General features: G+C 72.2%; 18 protein-coding genes and 1 pseudogene. 6 read left to right on the forward strand and 13 right to left on the reverse strand.

What is annotated here, in order from left to right; genetic code table 11:
• The 6 genes from H300_RS31680 to H300_RS0122370 all read right to left on the reverse strand — a co-directional run bounded on the left by H300_RS31680 (position 1) and on the right by H300_RS0122370 (position 9,299).
• Positions 1–756: a vitamin K epoxide reductase family protein gene (locus H300_RS31680; RefSeq protein ID WP_486584010.1), complete on the reverse strand. Its 756-nt coding sequence runs from the start codon at positions 754–756 to the stop codon at positions 1–3.
• Positions 753–1,538, reverse strand: a complete 786-nt coding sequence (narI, locus tag H300_RS28730; RefSeq protein ID WP_051270290.1) for a respiratory nitrate reductase subunit gamma — start codon at positions 1,536–1,538, stop codon at positions 753–755. Before narI ends, H300_RS31680 begins: the two co-directional genes overlap by 4 nt.
• Positions 1,535–2,326 carry a nitrate reductase molybdenum cofactor assembly chaperone gene (gene narJ, locus H300_RS0122355; RefSeq protein ID WP_028429153.1) on the reverse strand — a complete coding sequence of 264 codons (792 nt, stop codon included), beginning with the start codon at positions 2,324–2,326 and terminating at the stop codon, positions 1,535–1,537. Before narJ ends, narI begins: the two co-directional genes overlap by 4 nt.
• Positions 2,323–3,867 carry a nitrate reductase subunit beta gene (narH, locus tag H300_RS0122360; protein ID WP_028429154.1) on the reverse strand — a complete coding sequence of 515 codons (1,545 nt, stop codon included), beginning with the start codon at positions 3,865–3,867 and terminating at the stop codon, positions 2,323–2,325. The genes narJ and narH overlap by 4 nt, the downstream gene beginning before the upstream one ends.
• Before the next feature lies 1 nt (position 3,868).
• Entirely contained in the window at positions 3,869–7,567 is a 3,699-nt protein-coding gene (locus H300_RS0122365; protein WP_028429155.1) for a nitrate reductase subunit alpha, read from the reverse strand.
• A gap of 871 nt (positions 7,568–8,438) precedes the next feature.
• Positions 8,439–9,299 carry a 3-hydroxybutyryl-CoA dehydrogenase gene (locus tag H300_RS0122370; protein ID WP_028429156.1) on the reverse strand — a complete coding sequence of 287 codons (861 nt, stop codon included), beginning with the start codon at positions 9,297–9,299 and terminating at the stop codon, positions 8,439–8,441.
• A 289-nt stretch (positions 9,300–9,588) separates the two neighbouring features.
• On the opposite strand from H300_RS0122370, the gene H300_RS0122375 reads away from it, so the two are divergent.
• Positions 9,589–10,836 carry a family 10 glycosylhydrolase gene (locus tag H300_RS0122375; protein WP_051270291.1) on the forward strand — a complete coding sequence of 416 codons (1,248 nt, stop codon included), beginning with the start codon at positions 9,589–9,591 and terminating at the stop codon, positions 10,834–10,836.
• Positions 10,837–10,923: 87 nt separating this feature from the next.
• Here H300_RS0122375 and H300_RS0122380 read toward each other — a convergent pair whose 3' ends face one another.
• Positions 10,924–11,925 carry a DMT family transporter gene (locus tag H300_RS0122380; RefSeq protein WP_028429158.1) on the reverse strand — a complete coding sequence of 334 codons (1,002 nt, stop codon included), beginning with the start codon at positions 11,923–11,925 and terminating at the stop codon, positions 10,924–10,926.
• Here H300_RS0122380 and H300_RS0122385 point away from each other — a divergent pair.
• The 4 genes from H300_RS0122385 to H300_RS28745 all read left to right on the forward strand — a co-directional run bounded on the left by H300_RS0122385 (position 11,924) and on the right by H300_RS28745 (position 17,387).
• Positions 11,924–13,411 (forward strand): aminotransferase-like domain-containing protein, encoded by a 1,488-nt coding sequence (locus H300_RS0122385; RefSeq protein ID WP_051270292.1) that lies wholly within the window; start codon positions 11,924–11,926, stop codon positions 13,409–13,411. The genes H300_RS0122380 and H300_RS0122385 overlap by 2 nt on opposite strands.
• 154 nt (positions 13,412–13,565) lie before the next feature.
• Positions 13,566–15,320, forward strand: coding sequence for an SPFH domain-containing protein (locus H300_RS28735; protein WP_486584011.1), 1,755 nt, complete (start codon positions 13,566–13,568; stop codon positions 15,318–15,320).
• On the forward strand, positions 15,317–16,627 hold the full coding sequence (locus tag H300_RS28740; protein ID WP_051270293.1) for an SPFH domain-containing protein: 1,311 nt from the start codon (positions 15,317–15,319) through the stop codon (positions 16,625–16,627). The genes H300_RS28735 and H300_RS28740 overlap by 4 nt, the downstream gene beginning before the upstream one ends.
• Before the next feature lie 160 nt (positions 16,628–16,787).
• Positions 16,788–17,387, forward strand: coding sequence for a helix-turn-helix domain-containing protein (locus H300_RS28745; RefSeq protein WP_051270294.1), 600 nt, complete (start codon positions 16,788–16,790; stop codon positions 17,385–17,387).
• A 140-nt stretch (positions 17,388–17,527) separates the two neighbouring features.
• Here the strand turns inward: H300_RS28745 and H300_RS0122405 are convergent, their stop codons facing one another.
• The 6 genes and pseudogenes from H300_RS0122405 to H300_RS0122430 form a co-directional block, all read right to left on the reverse strand.
• On the reverse strand, positions 17,528–17,734 hold the full coding sequence (locus tag H300_RS0122405) for a hypothetical protein (RefSeq protein WP_028429160.1): 207 nt from the start codon (positions 17,732–17,734) through the stop codon (positions 17,528–17,530).
• An 86-nt stretch (positions 17,735–17,820) separates the two neighbouring features.
• Positions 17,821–18,042: a hypothetical protein gene (locus H300_RS0122410; RefSeq protein WP_028429161.1), complete on the reverse strand. Its 222-nt coding sequence runs from the start codon at positions 18,040–18,042 to the stop codon at positions 17,821–17,823.
• 339 nt (positions 18,043–18,381) lie between these two features.
• Positions 18,382–19,053: a hypothetical protein gene (locus tag H300_RS0122415; protein WP_028429162.1), complete on the reverse strand. Its 672-nt coding sequence runs from the start codon at positions 19,051–19,053 to the stop codon at positions 18,382–18,384.
• A gap of 45 nt (positions 19,054–19,098) precedes the next feature.
• Positions 19,099–19,701, reverse strand: coding sequence for a beta-glucanase (locus tag H300_RS28750; protein ID WP_051270324.1), 603 nt, complete (start codon positions 19,699–19,701; stop codon positions 19,099–19,101).
• A 797-nt stretch (positions 19,702–20,498) separates the two neighbouring features.
• Positions 20,499–20,636 (reverse strand): annotated as a pseudogene (locus tag H300_RS32775) (DUF1707 domain-containing protein); the annotation flags it as partial.
• Between the two features lie 81 nt (positions 20,637–20,717).
• Positions 20,718–21,122, reverse strand: a complete 405-nt coding sequence (locus tag H300_RS0122430; RefSeq protein WP_028429164.1) for a DUF5997 family protein — start codon at positions 21,120–21,122, stop codon at positions 20,718–20,720.
• Positions 21,123–21,221: 99 nt separating this feature from the next.
• Here H300_RS0122430 and H300_RS0122435 point away from each other — a divergent pair, with 99 nt between their 5' ends.
• Positions 21,222–21,998, forward strand: a complete 777-nt coding sequence (locus tag H300_RS0122435; RefSeq protein ID WP_028429165.1) for a LysR substrate-binding domain-containing protein — start codon at positions 21,222–21,224, stop codon at positions 21,996–21,998.
• The last annotated feature ends 165 nt before the right edge of the window (positions 21,999–22,163 follow it).

Genomic DNA, 22,163 nt, shown 5'->3' on the forward strand with positions numbered 1-22,163 from the left:
TCACGCTGGACGACAGCCTCGGCTACCCGCCACGGTCGCAGCAGCAGGCGGCCCGTCTCGAGTGAAACCCCGCTGTCCGGCGCGCCAACTGTCATGACCGCAGCCATCTCCTGGGTGAACGTTCTGTCGTACGACGGGGCGCGGTCGGGTCCTGCCGATAGTGGACGCTCGATATGCGGGACAACCGAGATCTCTCTGAGCGTCGTCTTCGACCTGTGCGCGTTCGGCTATACCCGGCGGGACACGTTGACCTGTGCACTGACGTCGGCTTTGCGGACACGGCCGGGCCGTCATTTCTCCTCGACATCTCCGAGCTCGTTGATCAGCAACTGCCTCCGGAAACCGTCGACAAACGCTGTCCCTAGCCATCAACGAAGCCACCACCGTTGCCAGCGCCTCGGTACCGAGTGCGAGCCACAGCCGGCGGTGCAGTCGCGCCCCGCAGAGCACGGTGACGCCCAGGGCGGCCACGGCGGCGAATGCGCCCAGCCCGAGCAGCATGTTGGGGAAGCCGAGCAGGCTGCCCTGCTGGCTGGACACGACGCTGCCGCAGCTCACCATGGGGCTGATGTTGCACGGTGGTTGGTAGGCAGGGTCGCGCAGCAGCCGCCAGTCGTCCACAGTCAGTTGGAAGGAGGCGAGCCATCCGACGATACCGGTGACGAGCATGACCAGGCCCGTCCGGCGGCTCGCCCCCGCGGCGTGCGTGCGCGGGGTGGTCGGCGCGCCCGGCGCGTCTACGGGCCTGGGACTCATGTGGTTCGGCGGGAGCTGTAGGCAGACCGAGGCTGGCCTGCCCCGCTCGTAGGGGCCGCCGTGGGTGTTGCTCGCCTCCGGTAGACCAGGTAGGGGCGGGCCAGGTATCCGATCGGGGCGCTCCACACGTGCACGAGGCGGGTGAACGGCCAGGCTGCGAAGAGCAGGCAGGCGGTCAGGGCGTGCAGTCGAAACAGCAGGGGGGCGCCGACGATGGCCTCCGGTTGCGGCTGGAGGGCGAACAGGCTGCGGAACCAGACGGAGACCGTGGAGCGGTAGTCGTAGCCGGGGCCGAAGACGTTGTGGGCGGCGGTGGCGGTGATGCCGAGCAGGACAATGGCGGACAGCAGCGGGAAGAGCAGTTTGTCGCTGCGGTCGGTGCTCAGCCGGATCGTCCGTGTCAGGAGCCGGCGGGCGCAGAGCATGCCCAGTCCCGCGACCATGGCGACGCCGGCCACCGAGCCCGCCCACACGGCCGTGTTGTGGTAGGCGTGCTCGGAGAGGCCCGCCGCCTCGGTCCATGAGGCGGGAATGGCGAGTCCTGCGACATGCCCGGCGATCACCATGAAGGCGCCCAGGTGGAAGAGCGGGCTGCCCCAACGCAGCCACCGGTGTTCGAGGAGCTGGCTGGTGTGGGAGGTCCAGCCGAACTGGTCCTGCCGGTAGCGCCACACGTGTCCGACCACGAACACGGCGAGGCAGACGTAGGGGACGGCGACCCACAGGAGCAGATCCGCGCCGCTTGCCGACGCGGCGGCCAAGGGGCCGGGTACGGCGTTCATCGGGGGCCTTCCGTACAGCTGGTCGGGGCGGTCGGCACGCGGGTCGGCGGGGCGGACACCGGGGGCTCGAAGGTTCCCGGCGGCGCGAACTCCCCGTCTCCGTATGTGCCGTAGGGGTCGAGTCCGACCTCCTCGTTCGGCGGCCCCTCGGCGACGAGTTGGGCCACCGCCTCGCGGTCCGCGTCGGTGGGTGGTGGCAGCAGGGTGAGCAGCGCGGCCAGGACGTTCCGGTAGGGGGAGTCGGCGTCGGTCAGGGCGCGGTGGATAAGCTCCAGCCCCCGCCGGTGCTGGCGCAGCGGTGCCTCTCCGCCGCCCGCACCCGCCAGGGCGGCGAACTCCAGGACGACGGGCAGGTGGTCGGGAAGCTCACGGCTGTCGATGTCCCAGCCCGCCGCCTTGTATCGCTGGTTCAGGGTGAGCAGTGCCATGCCGCGGCGTCGGGTGTCGCCGTGCAGGTAGTAGGTGAGGTAGAGGCTGCTCTTGCGGCGCAGGTCGAACATCTCGACGTAGTGGCGCTCCAGCTCGTCGGGCTCCTGGCCGGTAAGCCACGGGGTGAAGGCGGTCAGGTGCTCGGCGGCCGGCGAGGCCGGAAGCGCTTCGATGGCAGCCGTCAGCACGGGGCGGGAGGCGGCGAGTTCGGTGTCCGGGTACTGCAGCAGCAGCGAGCACAGCCGCAGCAGCAGGGAGCGCGTCTCGGCCTCCTGGGGGGTGAGCCCGAAGGGGCGGCGGACGGCTGCCCGGACCCGGGTGCGGACGGCGGCGGGAATCGATGTGGGCAGAGGGCTCATGGCCGGCCTCCTGCAGGAGCTTCGGGCGTACGGCGGCGCAGAGTGGGGATGCCGAGCATCACGCGGCGGCCACCGTTGTCCGCCGGGTCGTCCGGCGTTTCGACCGGGCAGCGGTTCTCCATCGCGGTGAGGGCGGCCGCATCCTCCTTGTGCGCGGCCGGAACGACGTACCGATCGGTGTACTTGGCGATGGCGAGGAGGCAATGCAGGTCCGTCGCATCGCGGGCGGTGAGCCCGACGGCCTTGAGGGCCCTCTCGTCGCCTTCCTCGCCGAGGGTGCGTTCGCGCATGTACGAGCGCAGCGCGGTGAGTTTCATCAGCACCCCGGCCACGACGTCGGTGTCCCCGGCGGTGAACAGCTCTGCCAGGTACTCCAGCGGGATGCGCAGCCGGGTGACGGCGGCGAAAACGTGGTCGGGGTCGTCCTGGTTCCCGCCGGCCGTGTCGACGGCGTCCAGGACCGGGGAGAGCGGGGGTACATACCAGACCATCGGCAGAGTGCGGTACTCCGGGTGCAGCGGCAGCGCCACCTGGTAGCGCATGACCAGGTCGTACACCGGGGAGCGGCGGGCCGCCTCCAGCCAGTCCTCTGGGATGCCCGAGTCGCGGGCGGCGGCGATCACTTCGGGGTCGTGCGGGTCGAGGAACACCCCGCGCTGGGCGTCCAGCAGGTCCTTCTCGTCCGGGGTGGCCGCTGCCTCGCCGACCCGGTCGGCGTCGTAGAGCAGCAGGCCGAGGTAGCGCAGGCGTCCGACGCAGGTCTCGGAGCAGACGGTGGGCTGGCCGGCCTCGATGCGCGGGAAGCAGAACGTGCATTTCTCCGCCTTGCCGGTGGCGTGGTTGACGTACACCTTCTTGTACGGGCACGCGGTCACGCACATGCGCCAGCCCCGGCACTTGTCCTGGTCGACCAGGACGATGCCGTCCTCGACCCGCTTGTACATCGCACCGGACGGGCAGGCGGAGACGCAGGCTGGGTTGAGGCAGTGCTCGCACAGTCGGGGCAGGTGGAACAGGAAGGTCTGCTCGAACTCGAACTTGACCCTCTGCGCCCACTCGCCGCTCAGGTTGGGGTCGCCGCTTGCGTTCTCCGGTGCGCCGCCCAGCCCGTCCTCCCAGTTGGCACCCCACGTGATCGCGGTGGGTTGGCCGGTGAGGACGGAGCGGGGCCGGGCGACAGGCATGTCGGGCCCGGCGGGGGCGCTGACGAGGTTGTCGTAGTCGTAGGTGACCGGCTCGTAGTAGTCCTCGAGGGAGGGCAGGTCGGGGTTGGAGAACAACGACAGCAGGCGCTTGATCCGACCGCCGGAGCGCAGGACGAGGCGCCCGCGTTTGTCGAGCATCCAGCCGCCCTTCCACTGTTCCTGGTCCTCGTAGCGGCGGGGGTAGCCGACGCCGGGCTTGGTCTCGACGTTGTTGAACCAGGCGTACTCGACGCCGGTGCGGTTGGTCCACGTCTGCTTGCAAGTGACCGAGCAGGTGTGGCAGCCGATGCACTTGTCGAGGTTCATCACCATCGCGATCTGTGCCATGACGCGCATGTCAGTACTCCACTTGCTGGCTGCGGCGCCGGATGACGGTGACCTCGTCGCGCTGGTTGCCGGTCGGGCCGTAGTAGTTGAAGGCGTAGGTGAACTGGGCGTAGCCGCCAGCGAGATGGGTGGGTTTGAGTAGCAGCCGGGTCAGCGAGTTGTGGATGCCGCCCCGCTTGCCGCTGACCTCGGCCTTCGGCACGTTCACGTTGCGGTCCTGCGCGTGGTACATGTACACGGTTCCCTCGGGCATGCGGTGGGTGACCACGGCCCGGCAGGCGACGACGCCGTTGCGGTTGTACGCCTCGATCCATTCGTTGTCCTTGACGCCGATCTTCTCGGCGTCCTGCAGGGACATCCAGATGACCGGTCCGCCGCGAGACAGGTCGAGCATGTGTTTGTTGTCCTGGTAGTTGGAGTGGATGGACCACTTGGAGTGCGGGGTCAGATAGCGGACCGTGACCTCCGCCCGGCCGTCCTCGCGCAGGCGTTCGTCACCGTAGTGCCGGGGCGTGTTCAGCGGGGGCCGGTAGACGGGAAGTTGCTCTCCGAGTTCGGTCATCCAGTCGTGCTGGACGAAGAAGTGCTGGCGGCCGGTGAGGGTGTGCCAGGGCTTCTTGTGCTCGGTGTTGATGACGAAGGGCGAGTAGCGGCGCCCGCCGGTCTCCGACCCCGACCACTCGTAGGAGGTGATCACCGATCGCGGCTGGGTGCGGGTGTCGGCGAAGGTGACCCGCTCGGCCTCGCGTTCGGCCGCGAGTTCCACCAGGCCCTCACTTCCGGTCTGACGCTCCAGTTCGCGGAAGCCCTCGGTGGCCAGACGGCCGTTGGTGGTGCCGGACAGGGCGAGGATCGCCTCGCACATGTCGGAGGCGGTGGCCAGGGCGGGGCGCCCGGCGGCGACTCCGTCACGCATGGTGCCGCAGCGGCGGCGCAGCTCGGCGATCTCCTTGTCCGGGTGGACGGTGACGCCCTTGGTGGTGGTGCCCAGGGTGTCGAGGAGCGGTCCGACGGCGCGCATCTTCTGTGCGGTCGCGGCGTAGTCCCGTTCGATGACCACAAGCTTGGGCATGTTCCGGCCCGGAACCGGTTCGCACTCGCCGGTCTTCCAGTCCCGTACGACGCCGCCTGGCTGGGCGAGTTCGTCGGGGGTGTCGTGCAGCAGCGGCATGGCCAGGACGTCAGTGCGCTCGCCCAGGTGCTCTGCTGCCAGATCGCTGAACTTGTCGGCGATGGTCAGGAACGTGTCGTAGTCGGTGCGGGCCTGCCAGGGCGGGGCGATGGCCGGGGTGAAGGCGTGCACGAAGGGGTGCATGTCCGTGCTGGACAGGTCGTCCTTCTCGTACCAGGTCGCGGCCGGCAGCACCACGTCGGAAAGGAGGCTGGTGGAGGTCATCCGGAAGTCCATGGTGACCAGCAGGTCGAGCTTGCCCTCGGGGGCCTCCTCCCGCCACACCACGTCCTTCGGGCGTGACTCGGGCGGGGTCTCCTGCGAGCGCACGGCGGCGTCCGTGCCCAGCAGGTGCCGCAGGAAGTACTCGTTGCCCTTGCCCGAGGAACCAAGGAGGTTGGCCCGCCACACGGTCAGGACCCGCGGGAAGCTGGCGGGGTCGTCGGGGTCCTCGGCGGCGAACCGCAGCCGCCCGGACTTCAGCTCGTCGACGATGTGCTCGGCGACCGGCCGCCCCGCGCGCTTCGCCTCGTCCGCCAGGTCGAGGGGGTTGCGGTTGAAGCCCGGGTGGCCGGGTGTCCAGCCCAGCCGTACGGCCTGCGCCAGGCAGTCGGCGAAACCCTTGCCCGCGAAGCGTCCCGTACCCAGTGGGGAGGCCAGCTCGTCGGGACCGAACGCCTCGTAGCGCCACTGGTCGGAGTTCAGGTACCAGTACGACGTGCCGGCCATGTGCCGGGTGGGACGCTGCCAGTCGAAGGCGAACGCCAAGTGCTGCAAGCCGGTGAGCGGGCGGACCTTCTCTTGGCCGACGTAGTGTGCCCAGCCGCCTCCGTTGACACCCTGGCAGCCGGTCATCGTGGTCAGGGCCAGGAAGGCGCGGTAGATGGTGTCGGAGTGGAACCAGTGGTTGGTGCCCGCACCCATCGCGATCATAGAACGGCCTTTGGTGCGTTCGGCGTTGCGGGCGAACTCCCGGGCGACCCGGGCCGCCTGCTCCGCCGGAACGGAGGTGACCGTCTCCTGCCACGCCGGGGTGTACGGCTGGGCGGCGTCGTCGTACGAGGACGGCCAACGGCCCGGCAGCCCCGGCCGCTTCACCCCGTACTGGGCGAGCATCAAGTCGAAGACGGTGGTGACCACACGCCCGCCGACCCGTCGCACCGGTACACCGCGCACCATCACCGAGCCGCCCTCGGTGCTGCCCTCGTCGAAGCGGGGCAGGGCCACGGCCACTTTGTCCTCAGCTCCTGCGAAAAGGCTCAGCTCGGGCACGGTCTCGCCCAGGTCGAGGTTCCAGCGGCCCTGGCCGGTCTCGCCCCAACGGAAGCCGAGGGAACCGTTGGGCACGAACGGCTCGCCGGTGGCAGAATCGAGAAGGACGGTCTTGGAATCGGCGTGTTCCGTGTCGTGCCCGAGGTCGGCGGCTGTCAGGAACCCGTCCGGGACGAGACCGTGCTCGTGCTCGCTCAGGGTGACCAGGAACGGCGCGTCGGTGAACGTGCGCAGGTAGTCCCGGAAGTAGGGCACTTCGCGGTCGACGAGGAACTCGCGCAGGACGACATGTCCCATGGCCATCGCCAGGGCGCCGTCGGTGCCGGGGTGCGGGGCCAGCCATTCGTCGGCGTGCTTGACGTTGTCGGCGTAGTCGGGGCTGACTGCGACGACCTTGGTGCCGTTGTAGCGGGTCTCGGTGAGGAAGTGGGCGTCGGGGGTGCGGGTGACGGGGATGTTGGAGCCCCACATGATCAGGTAGCCGGCGTTCCACCAGTCCGCGGCCTCGGGGACGTCGGTCTGGTCGCCGAAGACCTGCGGGGAGGCGATCGGCAGGTCGGCGTACCAGTCGTAGAAGGACAGCAGGGTCCCGCCGATCAGCGACATGAAGCGGGCCCCGGACGCGAAGGACGCCATCGACATCGCCGGGATCGGGGAGAAGCCGGCGACCCGGTCGGGGCCGTAGGCCTTGACCGTGTGGACATGGGCGGCGGCGACCAGTTCGCTCACCTCGTCCCAACCGGCGCGCACCAGACCGCCCTTGCCGCGCGCCCGCTTGTAGGCGCGGGCCTTCGCCGGGTCGCCGGTGATCTCCGCCCAAGCCGCCACCGGATCTCCGAGCCGCTTGCAGGCCTCACGCCACAACTTCAGCAGCGTGCCGCGCACATACGGGTAGCGGACCCGGCTGGGCGAGTACGTGTACCAGGAGAAAGACGCCCCGCGGGGGCACCCGCGCGGCTCGTACTCCGGGCAGTCCGTGCCGATCGACGGATAGTCGGTGGCCTGGTGCTCCCAGGTGATGATGCCGTCCTTGACGTACACCATCCACGAGCAGGAACCGGTGCAGTTCACTCCGTGCGTGGAGCGCACCACCTTGTCGTGCGCCCACCGGTCCCGGTAGAAACCCTCCCACTTCGCATCGCCCGTGCCGAACACGGCGCGTCCGTCAGCGGACACCTCGCGGCGGTTGAGCAGCCGCCGGGTGGCCAGCGGCCAGCCTCCACCGGTCTGCGGCGTCCTGCGCCGTGCCCTCTGTTCGTTCTCCATGGCCCGGAACGCTATGCGGCGCGGACCCAGGTCCACCTGGGCCGGCAGTCCTTGCCGGACGGACATCCGGCCCCTTCCGGCAGCCTAAATCAGGGCCTGATGGCCCTCGCGGCGGGCCTGGTCGGCCGGGGAGAAGGGTGCGTCCGGCGCTGCACGCTGGGCACTGATCGAAATCGGGGTCACCCGCTCCCTACGGTCGTATCCCATGCCCTCGCACGCCATCCCCCGTCCCTGGCGCGAAGGCACAGCGAGCGGCTCGTATCGCCCCCCGTTCGGTCACGCGTCCGGCCGCTCCTGCGGCCGGACGCGGCACCCACCCCACCGTCGCTGCCTCCGGATCGCGGCTCCACCCCGCACAAGCCGGTCGCGCCGACCTACCTGCTGGAGAGTCATGAGTGTCCTCACGCTCGCCTCCGACCCCCGGGACGCCACAGCCCTCGAAAGTGCCGAGGCGCATCACGCCCGACTGGCCGGGGAACTGGCCGGACGGGTGAAGATGCTGCACACCGCAGTGGCCGCCGACCCGAACGCCGCCGAGAAGATCCACCGGTCTCGTGGCCTTCTGCGACCGCTCCCTGCTGCCGCACGCAGCCGCCTACGAACAACATCCGGAACGGTTCAACCGCCGCCCCGTCCCGCCATCGATCCCCCACCAGGCGTGGATCAACGGCCCGGTCAAGCGACGCCAAACCGAACAACAGAGTTCATAGCGTCACATTCATTTCGTTTGACGTGACAGTTACTGCCTCCACCGGAACCCCCTCGGCTCCATAACGATCACTGAAGGCCGCTCTCCGGAACGTCGGAGAGCGGCCTTCAGCGATGTGCAGAGAACTGCACTGTTCTTCAGTGAGCAGTACGTTCGCCCAGGTCAGCCGTAGGTGTAGAAACCCGACCCCGTCTTCCGGCCCAGCCGGCCCGCGTCGACCATGCGCAGCAGCAGCGGGGGAGCGGCGTACAGGGGCTCCTTGAACTCCTCGTACATCGAGTGCGCCACCGAGGCCACGGTGTCCAGGCCGATGAGGTCGGCGAGCTTCAGCGGCCCCATCGGGTGCGCACAGCCCAGTTCCATCCCGTTGTCGATGTCCTCGCGCCCGGCCGTGCCCGACTCGAACATCCGGATGGCGGAGAGCAGGTACGGGATCAGCAGCGCGTTGACCACGAAACCGGAGCGGTCCCGGGCCCTGATCGCGTGCTTCCCGAGGGTCTTGCCGACCACCGTCTCCGCACGGGCGACCGTCTCCTCGCTTGTGGTCAGCGCGGGGATCAGCTCGACCAGCTGCTGGACGGGTGCCGGATTGAAGAAGTGGATGCCGAGCACCCGGTCGGGCCGGGAGGTCGCGACCGCCAGTTTCACCAGCGGGATGGAGGAGGTGTTGGAGGCGAGGACGGCGTCGGCCCGGGTGACGACCTGGTCGAGCACCTGGAAGATCTCCGTCTTGACCTGCTCGTTCTCCACCACCGCCTCGATCACAAGGTCGCGGTCGGCGAACTCGCCCAGGTCGGTGGTGAACGTCAGCCGCTCCAGCGTCGCGTCCCGTTCCGCCTCGGTGATCTTGCCCCGCTCGGCGGCCTTGCCGAGGGAGTTCACCAGCCGGGTGCGGCCCAGCTCCAGCGCCTCGCCGGTGGTCTCGGCGACCTTCACCTCCAGCCCGGCACGTGCGCACACCTCGGCGATCCCGGCGCCCATCTGGCCGCACCCCACCACTCCGACGCGTTCGATGTCGGTCACATCAGGCCCCTCGCTGTCGTCCGGTCGGCGGCGGGCAGCCGGAACGACCGGACGCCTCGCCTCGCCGCCCGACGTTACCCGTGCCCGTCACCCGGATGGCGCCGGGGTGTACTGCGGATCGGTGACCGAACGTGTCCGTGTCAGTACTCGGAGGCAGGGGTGGGCCGGTGCATCCTGGGTCGGCAGGACACACCGACCGGGGCCGGGAGGCCGCCCGCCGCACCGCGGCCGGGCCCGTCCGAGCCCGCGAGCACCGACACCGCCGGCGGCGCCGGGGGATGGGGATCCGATGGGGCGCATGACACGACGGGTGTTCGCCGCGGCCGCGGCCGGCACGCTCTCCGGCACCATGGCCACGGGACGGGCGGTCGGCGCGGGCCCGTCGGGAGGGGCGCCCCCGGACCCGTCGCCCGGTTCGGGCCGGGCGACCGCGCCGGAGATGCGGGGGATGTGGCTGGCGACCGTCGCGAACATCGACTGGCCGACCGTCCCGGGGCTGGCCCGGGAAATCCAGCAGGCCCAACTGCTGGCCGAACTGGACCTGGCGGTCCGCAGGAAGCTGAACACTGTCGTGTTCCAGGTCCGGCCGACGGCGGACGCGCTCTGGCCGTCCCCGCACGAGCCGTGGTCGCAGTGGCTCAGCGGGGAGCAGGGGAAGGACCCGGGCTGGGACCCGCTGGGCTTCGCCGTACGGGAGGCGCACGCCCGCGACCTGCGGCTGCACGCCTGGTTCAACCCCTACCGGGTGGCCAACCACGCCGATCGCGAACGGCTCACCGGGGACCACCCGGCGCGCCGGAACCCGAAGTGGGCGGTGTCCTACGGCGGCAAGCTCTACTACAACCCCGGCCTGCCCGAAGTGCGCAGGTTCGTCCAGGACGCGATGTTCGACGCCGTGGAGCGGTACGACATCGACGGCGTGCACTGGGACGACTACTTCTACCCCTACCCCGCCGGGGGTGAGGAGTTCGACGACACCGAGGCCTTCCGGGAGCACGGTGGCGACTTCTCCGACCTGGGCGACTGGCGGCGGAACAACATCGACCTGCTGGTGCGCGAGACCTCGCGCCGCCTGCGCCGGACGAAGCCGGGCGTGCCCTTCGGCGTCAGCCCCTTCGCCCTGTGGCGGGGCAAGCGGACAGACCCGCGCGGCGCCGACAGCACGGCCGGGGTGGAGACCTACGACGACCTGTACGCGGACACCCGCACCTGGGTCACCGAGGAGTGGGTCGACTACATCGCGCCGCAGGTCTACTGGCACATCGGATTCCCCGCGGCCGACTACGCCGAGCTCGTCTCCTGGTGGGACCGGACCGTCGAGGGCACCTCGGTGGACCTCTACATCGGGGAGGCGCTGTACAAGGTGGCCGACCCGGCCCAGCCCGCCCAGTGGCACGACCCGAAGGAGCTCTCCCGGCACCTCGACCTCTGCCGCGACCACCCGCGGGTGAAGGGGCACCTCTACTTCTCGGCGAAGGGCGTGGCCGGCGACCCGATCGGCGCGATGACGACGGTGGTCGCCGACCACTACGCGTGAGCCCCCGCTCGGCGGGCCCGCCCCGTTCGGCCCCTCGGCGGGAGCCGCCGAGCCACGGGGCGGGCCCACTGGCTCCGGGCGGCGACGTCACCGGCGGGTGGCGCGGCCCGCCCGCTGGGTGACGGCGATGCAGGCCAGCACGGCGAGCGCCGTGGGCGGCGCGTACGGGCTGAGTGTCTCGCCGACCAGGAGCACCGCCCAGATCAGGGTGAGCAGCGGCTGGGCGAGCTGGAGCTGGCTGGCCCGGCCGACGCCGATCAGCCCCATCCCGCGGTACCAGGCGATCAGGCCCAGCCACTGCGAGCCCAGCGCCAGCCAGCCGAGGCCGATCACGGCGTGGGCGTTCCAGTCGATCGGCTCGGCGGCGGCCGCCGCCGGCGAGGCCGCCAGCGCGAAGGGAAGGCAGAGCACCAGCGCCCATCCGATGACCTCCGGACCCGACAGCTCGCGGGCCAACTGCCCGCCCTCCCCGTAGCCGGCCGCGCAGACCAGCAGGGCGCCGAAGAGGAGCAGGTCGCCTCCGGTGAGTCCGCCTCCGCTCTCGACGACCGCGAAGGACACCACCGCGGCCGCGCCGGCACCCGCCGCCCACCAGAACACCGGCGCGTGCCGGGTGCCGTGCCGTACGGCGCCGTAGGCCGCGGTGGTCAGCGGCAGCAGCCCCACGACCACCGCGGCGTGCGCGGTGCTGGACGTCTCCAGAGCGAGGGTGGTCAGCAGCGGGAAACCGACCACCACGCCGCCCGCGACGACGGCGAGCGGGAGCCGGTGGCGGCGCTGCGGCAGTGGTGCGCGCACCACGAGCAGCCAGCCGAGGGCCAGCAGCCCGGCCAGCGCCATCCGGAAGGAGGTGACCGACCAGGGGCCCAGGCCCTCGAGCGCCCACGCGGTCCCGGGGAAGGTCAACGAGAAGGCCGTCACGCCGGCGGCCGCGAGCAGGGTGCCGCGCAGCACCGTGCCGCCGTGGGGTGCGGAACGCGACGGACGTCCGCCCGCGCCGTCGGCCGGGCCGCGCGGCCCGGTGGGGACGGCGACCTCGGCGGGAACCGCTATCGAAGACTTGGGAGTAGCGCTATCCTCTGCTCTCATGAAACACCGTAGCAGTGTGCGAGAGCTGGCAGGTTCAATGCGCTCCGAACTCGACCGCTACCCGGTCGGCGGCCGTCTGCCCTCCAGTCGGGAGCTGGTCGAGCGCTTCCGGGCGAGCCCGGTGACCGTCTCGCGCGCCCTCGCTGCGCTCGTCGAGGAGGGACTGGTCGTCACCCGCCCCGGCGCGGGCGCCTTCCGCGCCGAGCCCCCGTCCGCCGCGGGGACGCAGAAGGGCGACACGTCCTGGCAGGAGGTGTCGCTCAGTGCCGAGCCGTCCGGTGACCGGGTGCCCAGGACGGTGGACGACGGCGGGCTGCTGGCCACCCTGGTCCAACCGCCCGCCGGCTCCGTCGAACTGCACGGCGGGTACCTGCCGGCGGCGCTGCGGCCGGACCGTGCGCTGGCCGAGGCGCTGGCGCGGGCCGGGCGCCGACCGGGCGCCTGGGACCTGCCGCCACTCGACGGAGTGCCAGAGCTGCGCGCCTGGTTCGCACGCGAGATCGGCGGGCCGGGCGGGCCGCTCACCGCCGCGGAGGTGCTCATCGCCGCCGGCGGGCAGAGCGCCGTCACCACCGCGCTGCGCGCCCTGGCACCGCCCGGTGCACCCGTCCTCGTCGAGTCGCCGACCTACCCCGGCATGCTCGCAGTCGCCCGGGCGTCCGGGTTGCGCCCCGTCCCGGTGCCCGCCGACCGCGACGGGGTGCGCCCGGACCTGCTCACCGAGGCCTTCCGCGCCACCGGCTCCCGTGTGTTCGTCTGCCAGCCGCTGTTCCGCAACCCGACCGGCGCGGTGCTCGCCGCCGAGCGCCGTCCGGCGGTACTGGCCGCGGCCCGCGAGGCGGGCGCCTTCGTCGTCGAGGACGACTACGCACGCCGGATGGCGCACGAGGACGCCGGTCCGCTGCCGCGGACCCTCGCCGCGGAGGACCGCGACGGGGTGGTGGTGCACATCTCCTCGCTCACCAAGATCACTTCTCCGAGCATGCGGGTCGCCGCGCTCGCCGCTCGCGGACCGGTGCGCGAGCGGCTGCGCGCCATCCAGGTGGTCGACAGCTTCTTCGTTCCGCGGCCGCTCCAGGAGGCGGCACTGGAACTCGTCGGTGCGCCCTCCTGGCCGCGGCACCTGCGCGCGGTGGCCGCGGGACTCCGCCGCCGCCGGGCCGCGGCGCTCACCGCGCTCCGCCGGGAGCTGCCCGCCCTCGCCCCCGTGGAGGCCCCGCACGGCGGCTTCCACCTGTGGCTGCGGCTGCCCGGCGGAACGGACGAGGCGGCGCTGGTGGCCGCAGCGGCCCGGGAGGGCGTGTCGGTGGCCGCCGGCCGGGCCTACTTCGCCGCCGAGCCGCCCGGCCCGCGGATTCGCCTGAGCTTCGCCTCCGCAGCGGGCACCGCCGACCTGGACGAGGGCGTGCGGCGGCTGCGGTCCGCGTGCGAGTCGCTGGGAGTCACGCATCGGAGCCCCGGATCTGGGCAGCAGCCCCCCGCATGACCCCGGCGCACCGGAATCGCGAACGGCGACCGTTTGGCGGGTCGTGGGCGCCCACCGATGGGCCGACCGCGCCCCCGAGTGACCGTCCGGCCGGTCCATGGTGTGGGATGGGTCACGCAAGGAGCGCGAACCGACGGAGCACGAAGGGGGAAGCGTGGCACGGACCGAGAGCGTACGGAGAGTGGCGCGGGCTGTCGCCGAGGGCGGCGACCCGCGGGACCTGGCCGAGGACGAACTGCGGCGCCGGACCGGACGCGGCGGCGGACGGCGGGGAGCCGGCGGCGACGCAGGTGATGGCGGCGCAGCGGACGAGGAGTCCGAGCCCCAGGAGGAGGGCATGGACCCCGCCGACTTCCCGGCCGCCCGGGAACAGGGCGGCAGCATCGCCACGGTCATGGAGCAGCAGACCGTCCCGCTGGACGAGGCGGGCGAGGCTCTCAACCAGAGCGGGCAGCGCCGTGAGGGCGGAGAGCAGGTGCACGCCATCTGCCCGATGGTGATCCCCAGGGGCAGGTCCCTGCTGAGCATGCTGCCGGTGCTGAGCCTGCTGGTGATCGGCGTGATCGGCACCTCGGTCGCGGCGGCCACCTCCTCCGCCACCGGCATCGGCACCCTTGGGCACCCGCTGTTCGGCCTGCACTACTGGATCCTCTCACTCGCCGCGGTGGGCTTCGTCTGGTGGCGGCAGGGCATGGTGATGGTGCCGGACGGCTGCCAGGCGCTGATCACCCGGTTCGGGAAACTGGAGCAGGTCGTCGGCCCCGGCCGGGTGATCCTGCTCAACCCGTGGAAGCGGGTCTCCTACCTGATCAACACCACCCGCGAGTACCCCTTCAACGCCCCGGTGCGCGAGGCGCCGACCCGCGGCGGCGTCAAAGCGTCCATCGACCTGTTCATCCAGTTCCGGATCAGTGACCCGGTCGAGTTCGTCTATACGCTGGGCGCCGTGCGCGGCTTCGAGGAGAAGCTCAACAACGCCGTCAGCGAGACGATCCGCAGCCTGATCTACGAGCAGGAGGCGGCGGGCATCTACGACATGGTCGGTGAGGACACCGGCCGGCTGCTGGAGCAGCTCAACCAGCAGTTCCGGCCCGCGGTCGAACTGACCAACGCCAACATCACCCACGCCGAGCCCGCCGACCGCGCCTACCGGATGGACCTCGCGGCCCCCGAAATGGTGCGGATGGCCAAGGACGCGTACACCCACGAGTACGCCCTCCAGCTGCGCAAGGAGCAGAACGAGGGCGACCTCAGCAAGGAACTCGCCAGCCGGCACGAGACGCTGTCCGCGATCCAGGCCGACATCGCGCAGTACCAGGCGCAGATGGACACCGCCGTGGAGCGCGAGACCAACCGGGCCGAGGCACTGGCCCGCCAGCGCTACGTGCAGGCCGAGTCCGAGGCCAAGGCGAACGCGGCACTCCTCGACGCGCAGGCGCTGGACATCCGGGCGGTCACCGCGGCCGAGGCCCCGGAGATCCTGGAGTACCGCTACCAGCAGCAGGTGCTCGACACCCTCGAACAGGTCGCGGACCACCTGCCGCGACTGGTGCGGATCGGCGGCACCGGCGACCCGCAGGCCGCGGCCGGGGTGGACTTCCTCCAGCTGGCTCGCGAGATGGTCGGCGAACGCGGCGGGGAGCTGTTCAGCGAGTCCGCGATGGCCGCCGTGCGTTCCCGGCTCACCGAGGTGTCCGAGCGGATCGCCGGACGCGAGGCGGAGATCGCCGAGCTGCTCGAAGCCGAGCGCCCGACCGTCCCCGCCGCGACCGGACCGCGGACGAGCGGCGGCGAGGACACCGCGGAGGCGGGCACGTACCCCGAGGGGCCCGCCGACGACACCCCGGCCCCGGCCAGCGGCGCCGTGCGGGCCGCTGACGACGAGCGCTTCGAGGAGGACGAGCAGTGAGCCCCGTGGTCACCAACCGCAGATCGGTCATCTCCGAGGCCGTCGCCCCCTGGAGCGAGATCGCGCAGCTCCTCCGCGGCGGCGAGGCAGGAACCCTCACCCCCGTCATCATCCCGCGCCACCGGCGTCGGCTGTGGTGGATGGCGCCGCTCTGGCTGGGGCTGTTCGCGCTCCTGTCGGGCGTGCTGCTCAAGCTCCAGGAGTCCGGCGGCGCGGCGGACATCGCCTACGGTGCGCTGGCCACGCTGGGCTACTTCAGCGGTGTGCTGCTGCTCCTGGCCGGCGGGCTCTGGTGGTGGCGCTCCTCGATCGTCGAGGTCGAGCAGGGCACCACCGGCATCCTCACCCGGTACGGCGCCGTCAACCGGACGCTCGACCCCGGCCGCCACTATCTGTGGCACCCGTGGTCCCGCGTCGACTTCGTGGTCGACACCTCCACCGAGATCCCCTACTCGGCCCCGGTGATGGCCTGCCCCACGCGGGAGAACGTCCCGCTGCGGTCCATCGAGTTCTTCCTCAAGTTCCGCATCACCGACGCGGTGCTGTTCGTCCGGACCATCGGTGCGGGCAACTTCGACCTGGTGCTCTCCAGCGCGGTGCAGGACGCGATCCGGCAGCGCGCCCGGCAGGTGCAGACCGAGCGGGCGTACGACCTGCGCGGCTCGGACGTCGCGGACATGCAGGAGCTGCTCAACCGGCAACTCTCCCGCTACGGGGTCCGCATCACCGGCAGCAACATCCCCGAGGTGCAGTTGCCCGTCCAGTACCAGCAGCACCTCTCCACCCGGGAGCGGGTCGCCAAGGAGAGCGCGGCCTACGACCAGGAGTGGGGCCTCACTCGCAAGCGCCGCACCGACAGCGTCCAGATGGACATCGAGCGGGCGAAGAAGGTCAGGGACGCGCGGTTCGTCGAGGTCAAGGCCGCGCTCAACAAGGCACGCGAGAAGGTCGCCCAGCTCCTGGAGGAGCAGGAGACCAACGCCCAGCGGGTCCGCTTCGAGATCGAGACCCGCGGGCGCAGCGGGCTGATCTCGGCCGAGAACGAGGCCAAGGCGCAGCGGCGGCTCGCCCAGGCCTACCGGGACAACCGCGCGGTGCTGGACTACGAACTGGCCCGCCGCCGCCTTGAGGTGGGCGCGGCACTCGCCGGCCGGGCACCGCAGCCCGTGGTGGTCCGTACCGACGGGACCAGCGGGGACACCTCCGCGCTGACCACCCTGCTGACCGCTCAGCTCCTTCCGGGCATCAAGGCACTCCCGGCAGCGGCCGAGCCGGTCCGGCGCCCTTCCGGGGGCGAGGAGGACTGAACCGCTCCGCGCACGGAACGAGGGCCCGATGGCGGCCGCCCGTCCGCCATCGGGCCCTCGCGCGGGAACCCTGCCGCGGTACCGTTCGGACCGGCGGTCCGAATGTCGGGTCGACGCGCGCCGCCCACCCGAACCGCCCGCCGTCGCCTGGAGCAGCACCGTGCCACCCGTCCGCAAGGAGCGTGCCGACGCCGCCCGCAACCGACGCGCCGTGCTGGCAGCGGCCTCCCGGCTGTTCGCCGAGCAGGGCGGGCCGGCCCACGTCTCGATGGACGACATCGCCGCGGCCGCCGGTGTCGGGAAGGGCACGCTGTTCCGGCGCTTCGGCGACCGGGGTGGACTCGTCAGGGCCCTGGTCGAGGAGCGGACCGAGGAACTGCGCGCGGCGGTCGTCGTCGGCCCTCCGCCGCTCGGACCCGGCACCCCTGCCGCGACCAGACTGCCCGCGCTCCTCGACGCGCTGCTCCGGCTGAAGCTGGAGACGCGTCCCCTGATGCTCGCCCTGGAGAGCGCGGGCCGGGGGAGCCCGTACGACCACGACACCTACTCCCTCTGGCACGGCCTGCTCGCCGAGGAGCTGACCGCGGCGGGTCGCGGCTCCGAGGCCGATTTCCTCGCGCACGCCCTGCTGGCCGCGGTGCGCAGCGACCTGATCGAGCACCTGACGGCCGCGGGCACCGCCCCGGCCGAGATCAGCGAGGGAGTGGGGGTGCTGGCCGAAGCGCTCCTGGGGCAGGCGCTCACGCCCGACGGTCCCTGACCGGTCGCGGGCGGAAGCACGGGTAGAGCCGCCCGCGGTGCTGCGGCGCACGACCGGCCGGGCCGCCAGCCGTGAACGGCGGGCGGCCCGGCCGGGAAGCGGGCCGCTCGGCACGGGACGTGCCCGGAGCGGGAGCGCCCCTACGAGGTGAAGGGGCGGCGGAGCCGCTCGGCGCTCTCGAAGTCGGGGTACGAGGTCTCGTCCTCGTACGTGTCGTCCTCGCAGGCCGGTGGGGCCTGGAAGAGCCCCGTTGTCAGGGGCGGGGCTCCGGCGGTCACCACGTGCAGGGACGCCGCTTCGGCGCCGGAGAACAGCGAGGTCGTGTCGATGAGACGGCTGCCTTTCAAGGCGGGAGCACCCCGAGGCGGGATGCCGGGGGAGAGCTGCGGTGCCGAGGAGGGCTGGTCCGCTGCCTCGGCCCGGCGCAGCGGTCCTACAGGTTGGTCATCTTCGTGTAGGGACTGGTCACGCGTGCCTGCAGCGAGCCGAAGTCGACGAGCACCGCGACCCCGTCCTCGATGCCGGTGACGCGTCCCAGACCGTGGACGTCGTGCGTGACCCGGTCACCCACGGCGAACAGCTTCTCGGGCGGGGCGACCGGGGCCTTGAAGGGGCTGGACGGCAGGTAGCGCTTGGGCGCGGATGGCTTTGTCATCGACACCAGTATGCGCCTGCCGGACCGATCTACGTCCCCACGCACCCCGGGACTTGGCGACATGCCGCTGATTTCCCCCGCGGTGCGCGGCTGCCCGCCGCTGATTTCCGCCCCGCGGCCTCCTTCGGAGATTGACGCGCGCGGCCCGGAAACCCGGCCCCGGCCGCCTGACGTGCTGCCGGGCCATACCTGTCCCGGCACCGCTCGCCGCACGCCCCTCCGGTGAGTGACCCTCGTCACAGCGCCCGCCTCCGGGGTGCTCCCTGCCATGGGCGGTCCTTCCCGCGGAGGGCTCGCGGAGACCGGACCCGAAGGGGCGGCCGCGCCGCTCGGGGGCCGTCAGGGGCCCGGCGGGTCGAGGACCGCCGGGTAGCCGATGCCGGCCGCCTCCTCGGCGAGGGCGGCCGGGGACGCCGCCGGATTGAGGGCGGCCACCACCGCGGAGTCCAGCGGGCGGCCCGCGTACACGTGGCGCACCGGGTCGAGAGGGACGGGGACGCCGTAGTGGTGCGTGGCGAACGAGGCGAAGGCCTCCGGGGCCGGGCTGGTGAGCAGGCCGAACATCCAGCCCGAGCCGTCCGGGTCCGCCTCGTCCACGGGGAACTCGATCTCTCCTGCGCGCCACTGCGTGTCGCCTGTTTCCCGCCACAGGCAGCAGGTCACCGAGGGTATGCCGTTCTCGCTGAAGGCCGGCTCCTCCACGCAGTGGCGGAACGCGGCCGGGACGGTGTCCAGCACTCCTGGCCACGGCACGTCCTCGTCACAGGGACTCATCGGGGACTCGTGGTCGAAGCCGCGCATCCAGACCCCCGCGGGGGAGAACACGATGTCGAACTCGTCGCCGCCGCTGCGCATCGAGGCGATGTCCTCGGTCTCGGACCAACCCGTGTGGAAGGTGTGGCGGCGTTCGCGGCCGGGGGCGAGGACCGCCTCCAGCATCGCGATCGCCCGGCAGAGGTCGCGCAGGGCGACAGGGTCGGGGAGTCGTCGGGCAAGGTCGTGAACGGTCATGCCGCTCATTCAACCGGAGCCCACCGACAGCGGTGGCCGGCCCGGTCAGGGTCGGTGGACGCACAGCCGGGCCACCTCGAAGGACATCTCGTCCGTCCCCGCCTCGGGACGGGGGTGGTAGCGCCCCGCGCACACCGAGAGGTTGACGATCAGATGGGCCCGCCACCGGTGCCCCACGCCCCGCCGGTCGGCGAACACCCGCGCGTCGTTCACCCACCACACCACTGACCGGGCGCCGAACTCGACGCGGAGATCCACCCAGCCGCCGGGCCGGACGGCCGTGTCCCGGTAGTAGTGGTGGGCCCCGCGCACCCGGTTCGACAGCTCCAGCAGGTCGGGGTTGTCGGGGTGGTACTCGAAGACGTCCACCTCCTGGCCGCCGTCCAGCCAGGTCCAGATGGCCGGCCAGGCCCCGATCTCCTCGGGCAGTCGGAGCCGGGCCTCCAGCACATCGCCCGTGCGGGCCATGAACCCCTCGGAGCTGCCCTCGGTGGTCAGCAGACCCGCGTTCCACCTGCCGTCCCGGCGCCGGGTGGCCCGGAACACGCCCGAGCGGCTGTAATCGGGATCCTCGACGAGGTGGTCCAGCTTGTCGTCCCCCGGGTTGATCGGGCCGCTGCCCGGATAGGCCCAGGTGCGGCCGGCCACCCACTGCGTGGTGGAGGCGAAGTCCGCGGTGAAGACCGGCTCGCCCGGCTCGGGCGGCTCGGTGGCCTCCGCGTCCCCGTCGGGCCGGTCGTCCCGGTCCGCCCCCGGGGGTGGACCGGAGTCCGGCCGTGCCGCCGGGATACGGCCGCGGCTCCCGGTGCGTTGCGCGATGCGGGCGAGAAGCTCCTTGAGCACCTCACTCCTCCCGTTGCGGTGGAAGAACTGTCCGCAACGGTTCTGCCCTCTTCCGGGCCGCGCACGCGCCGTGTCGGCACGGAGTGTGTTGAATATGATGCACGGAGTGAAAAGTGGAGGTGGGTGCCGGGACCGGCAGGGCCCCTCGTCCAGCCACGGGCCTCGCGCCGCAGCCGTCGGCGCTCCCAGGCGTGGGGGTGCCGTACGCCCCCGGCCGCTCCGGCCGTGCCGGTGATCCGCAGCAGGGGGGCGCGCCCGACCGGCGCTCCGCGCTGGTCCGGTCCCGCACGCCGCCGAAGCCCGCATCCACGTCCCCCGTGTCGGCCACCCAGTCGTCGGGAAGGACGAGGACGACGCCGGCGGACTCGCCGTGCACCTCGACCTCGACGAGCGGCAGTCGGCGCGGGTGAAGTCCAGCTTGCCCCCGCCATCCCGCCGTGCCCCGCGACCTGTGCGGGCACCTGCCAGGCGCCTGTGCGCTTCGCGCCGTGCAGGCCGCCCTTGACCACCAGCGGCCGGTCCGGATCGGGGCCGGCCACGGGCGGCAGATCCTCGGTGAGGAGATCCAGCTCACCGAACGTCTTGGCACCCAGGGCCCGTTCGAGTCGGGTCTCCAGCTCGCCGAAGTCCAGCCGCCCCTCGGCCGCGGCCTCCTGGAGCCGCTCCACCACCGCGCTGCGGTCGGCGTGCGGGGCCCGCGACTCGCTCCGGGGGGCAGGGGAGGGAAGCTCGGAGGCCATCCCCTCGATGACAGGCAGGCCGACCGCCCGTGAACAGCGCGCCGGCACACCGACGGCAGGCGGGGTGGGACGCCAAAGGGGTCAGGAACCCGAGCGGGACGACTCGGCGGCCTGCGCCGCGTTCTTCTCCCTGATGCGCGCGGTCTCCTTGCGCACCTCGGCCTGAGTGGCGCGCTCCTGCTGGAGCCACTCGGGGCTCTCGTCCTTCAGGGCGTCGATCCGCTCCGTGGTGAGTGCCTCGGTGACCCCGCCGCGCGCGAGTCCCGAGATGGAGACGCCGAGCTTCGAAGCGACCACCGGACGGGGGTGCGGGCCGTTGCGCCGCAGCTCCCGCAACCACTCGGGCGGGTCTGCCTGGAGGGCGCTCAGCTCGGTGCGCGAGACGACACCCTCCTGGAACTCGGCGGGCGTGGCCTGGAGGTACACACCCAGCTTCTTCGCCGCGGTCGCGGGCTTCATCGTCTGGGGGGTGCGCTGCGTCGTCATGCCGTCCAGGGTATCGACCGTGCGCGGCAGCGCCGACCACGCCCGCCGCCGGCCGGTTACGGGCGCGGCGGGACGGTCCGCGACCGGTAACGTGGCGGGGTGACCGCCACCCCGCCCTCCCCGTCGTTCCGGCTCGCCTACGTCCCGGGCGTGACGCCCACCAAGTGGGTGCGGATCTGGGAGGAACGGCTCCCCGGGGTGCCGCTGACCCTCCTCCAGAAGCCCGCCGCCGAGGCCTGTGCCGCGCTGCGCGCGGCCGAGGCGGACGCAGGGCTGGTCCGGATGCCGGTCGGCGGCGACGACCTCAGCGCGATTCCGCTCTACACCGAGACGACCGTGGTCGTGCTCCCCAGGGACCACCTGGTGGCGGCGGCCGAGGAGGTGTCGCTCGACGACCTCGCCGACGACCTCGTGCTGCACCCCCTGGACGACCCCCTGGACTGGGAGCTGTTTCCCGGGCTCCCCGCGAAGCAGCGCCCGGCCACCACCGCGGACGCCGTCGAGTTGGTGGCCGCAGGAGTGGGCCTGCTCGTGGTGCCGCAGTCCCTCGCTCGGCTGCACCACCGCCGCGACCTCACCTACCGCCCGGTGCGGGACGCCGTCCAGTCCCGGGTCGCGCTGTCCTGGCCGCAGGCGGAGACCACCGACCTGGTGGAGCAGTTCATCGGAATCGTGCGGGGCAGGACCGTCAACAGCACGCGGGGCCGCCCCGCCCCCGCGTCCGCGGAGAGACCTGCGCAGAAACAGGACAAGGCTCCCGCGAAAGGCGAGCAGCGGCGCGGGGACGCGACAGGCAGGGCGCAGAAGGGGCGGAGCGGGCGCGGCGGGCCGGGCGCGGCGAAGGGCGGGCGGCGCGGCAGGTCCCGCCGCCGCTGAGCGCCGTACGGCCGCCCGCAGGCCGGGGGTCGCCGGTCCCGCACCCGGCCTCGCTACCGTGGGACCATGCGACCGGCCCGCCGTACCGACGACCACTGGATCCGGCGCACAGCCGCACCGGCCGCCGTCCTCCGGTCGGGAGGGGCGCGTGGCCCGGGCGGGCGG

Source organism: Streptomyces sp. TAA040 (assembly GCF_000424845.1).

What these genes read in the sequence shown, in the direction of transcription:
- H300_RS0122415 (WP_028429162.1), bottom strand. Translation starts at nt 19,053, where the DNA reads ATGACCGTTCACGACCTTGCCCGACGACTCCCCGACCCTGTCGCCCTG.
- H300_RS31680 (WP_486584010.1), bottom strand. Translation starts at nt 756, where the DNA reads ATGAGTCCCAGGCCCGTAGACGCGCCGGGCGCGCCGACCACCCCGCGC.
- H300_RS0122375 (WP_051270291.1), top strand. Translation starts at nt 9,589, where the DNA reads ATGGGGCGCATGACACGACGGGTGTTCGCCGCGGCCGCGGCCGGCACG.
- narH (WP_028429154.1), bottom strand. Translation starts at nt 3,867, where the DNA reads ATGCGCGTCATGGCACAGATCGCGATGGTGATGAACCTCGACAAGTGC.
- narI (WP_051270290.1), bottom strand. Translation starts at nt 1,538, where the DNA reads ATGAACGCCGTACCCGGCCCCTTGGCCGCCGCGTCGGCAAGCGGCGCG.
- H300_RS0122365 (WP_028429155.1), bottom strand. Translation starts at nt 7,567, where the DNA reads ATGGAGAACGAACAGAGGGCACGGCGCAGGACGCCGCAGACCGGTGGA.
- H300_RS0122385 (WP_051270292.1), top strand. Translation starts at nt 11,924, where the DNA reads ATGAAACACCGTAGCAGTGTGCGAGAGCTGGCAGGTTCAATGCGCTCC.
- narJ (WP_028429153.1), bottom strand. Translation starts at nt 2,326, where the DNA reads ATGAGCCCTCTGCCCACATCGATTCCCGCCGCCGTCCGCACCCGGGTC.
- H300_RS0122430 (WP_028429164.1), bottom strand. Translation starts at nt 21,122, where the DNA reads ATGACGACGCAGCGCACCCCCCAGACGATGAAGCCCGCGACCGCGGCG.
- H300_RS0122410 (WP_028429161.1), bottom strand. Translation starts at nt 18,042, where the DNA reads ATGACAAAGCCATCCGCGCCCAAGCGCTACCTGCCGTCCAGCCCCTTC.
- H300_RS0122380 (WP_028429158.1), bottom strand. Translation starts at nt 11,925, where the DNA reads ATGAGAGCAGAGGATAGCGCTACTCCCAAGTCTTCGATAGCGGTTCCC.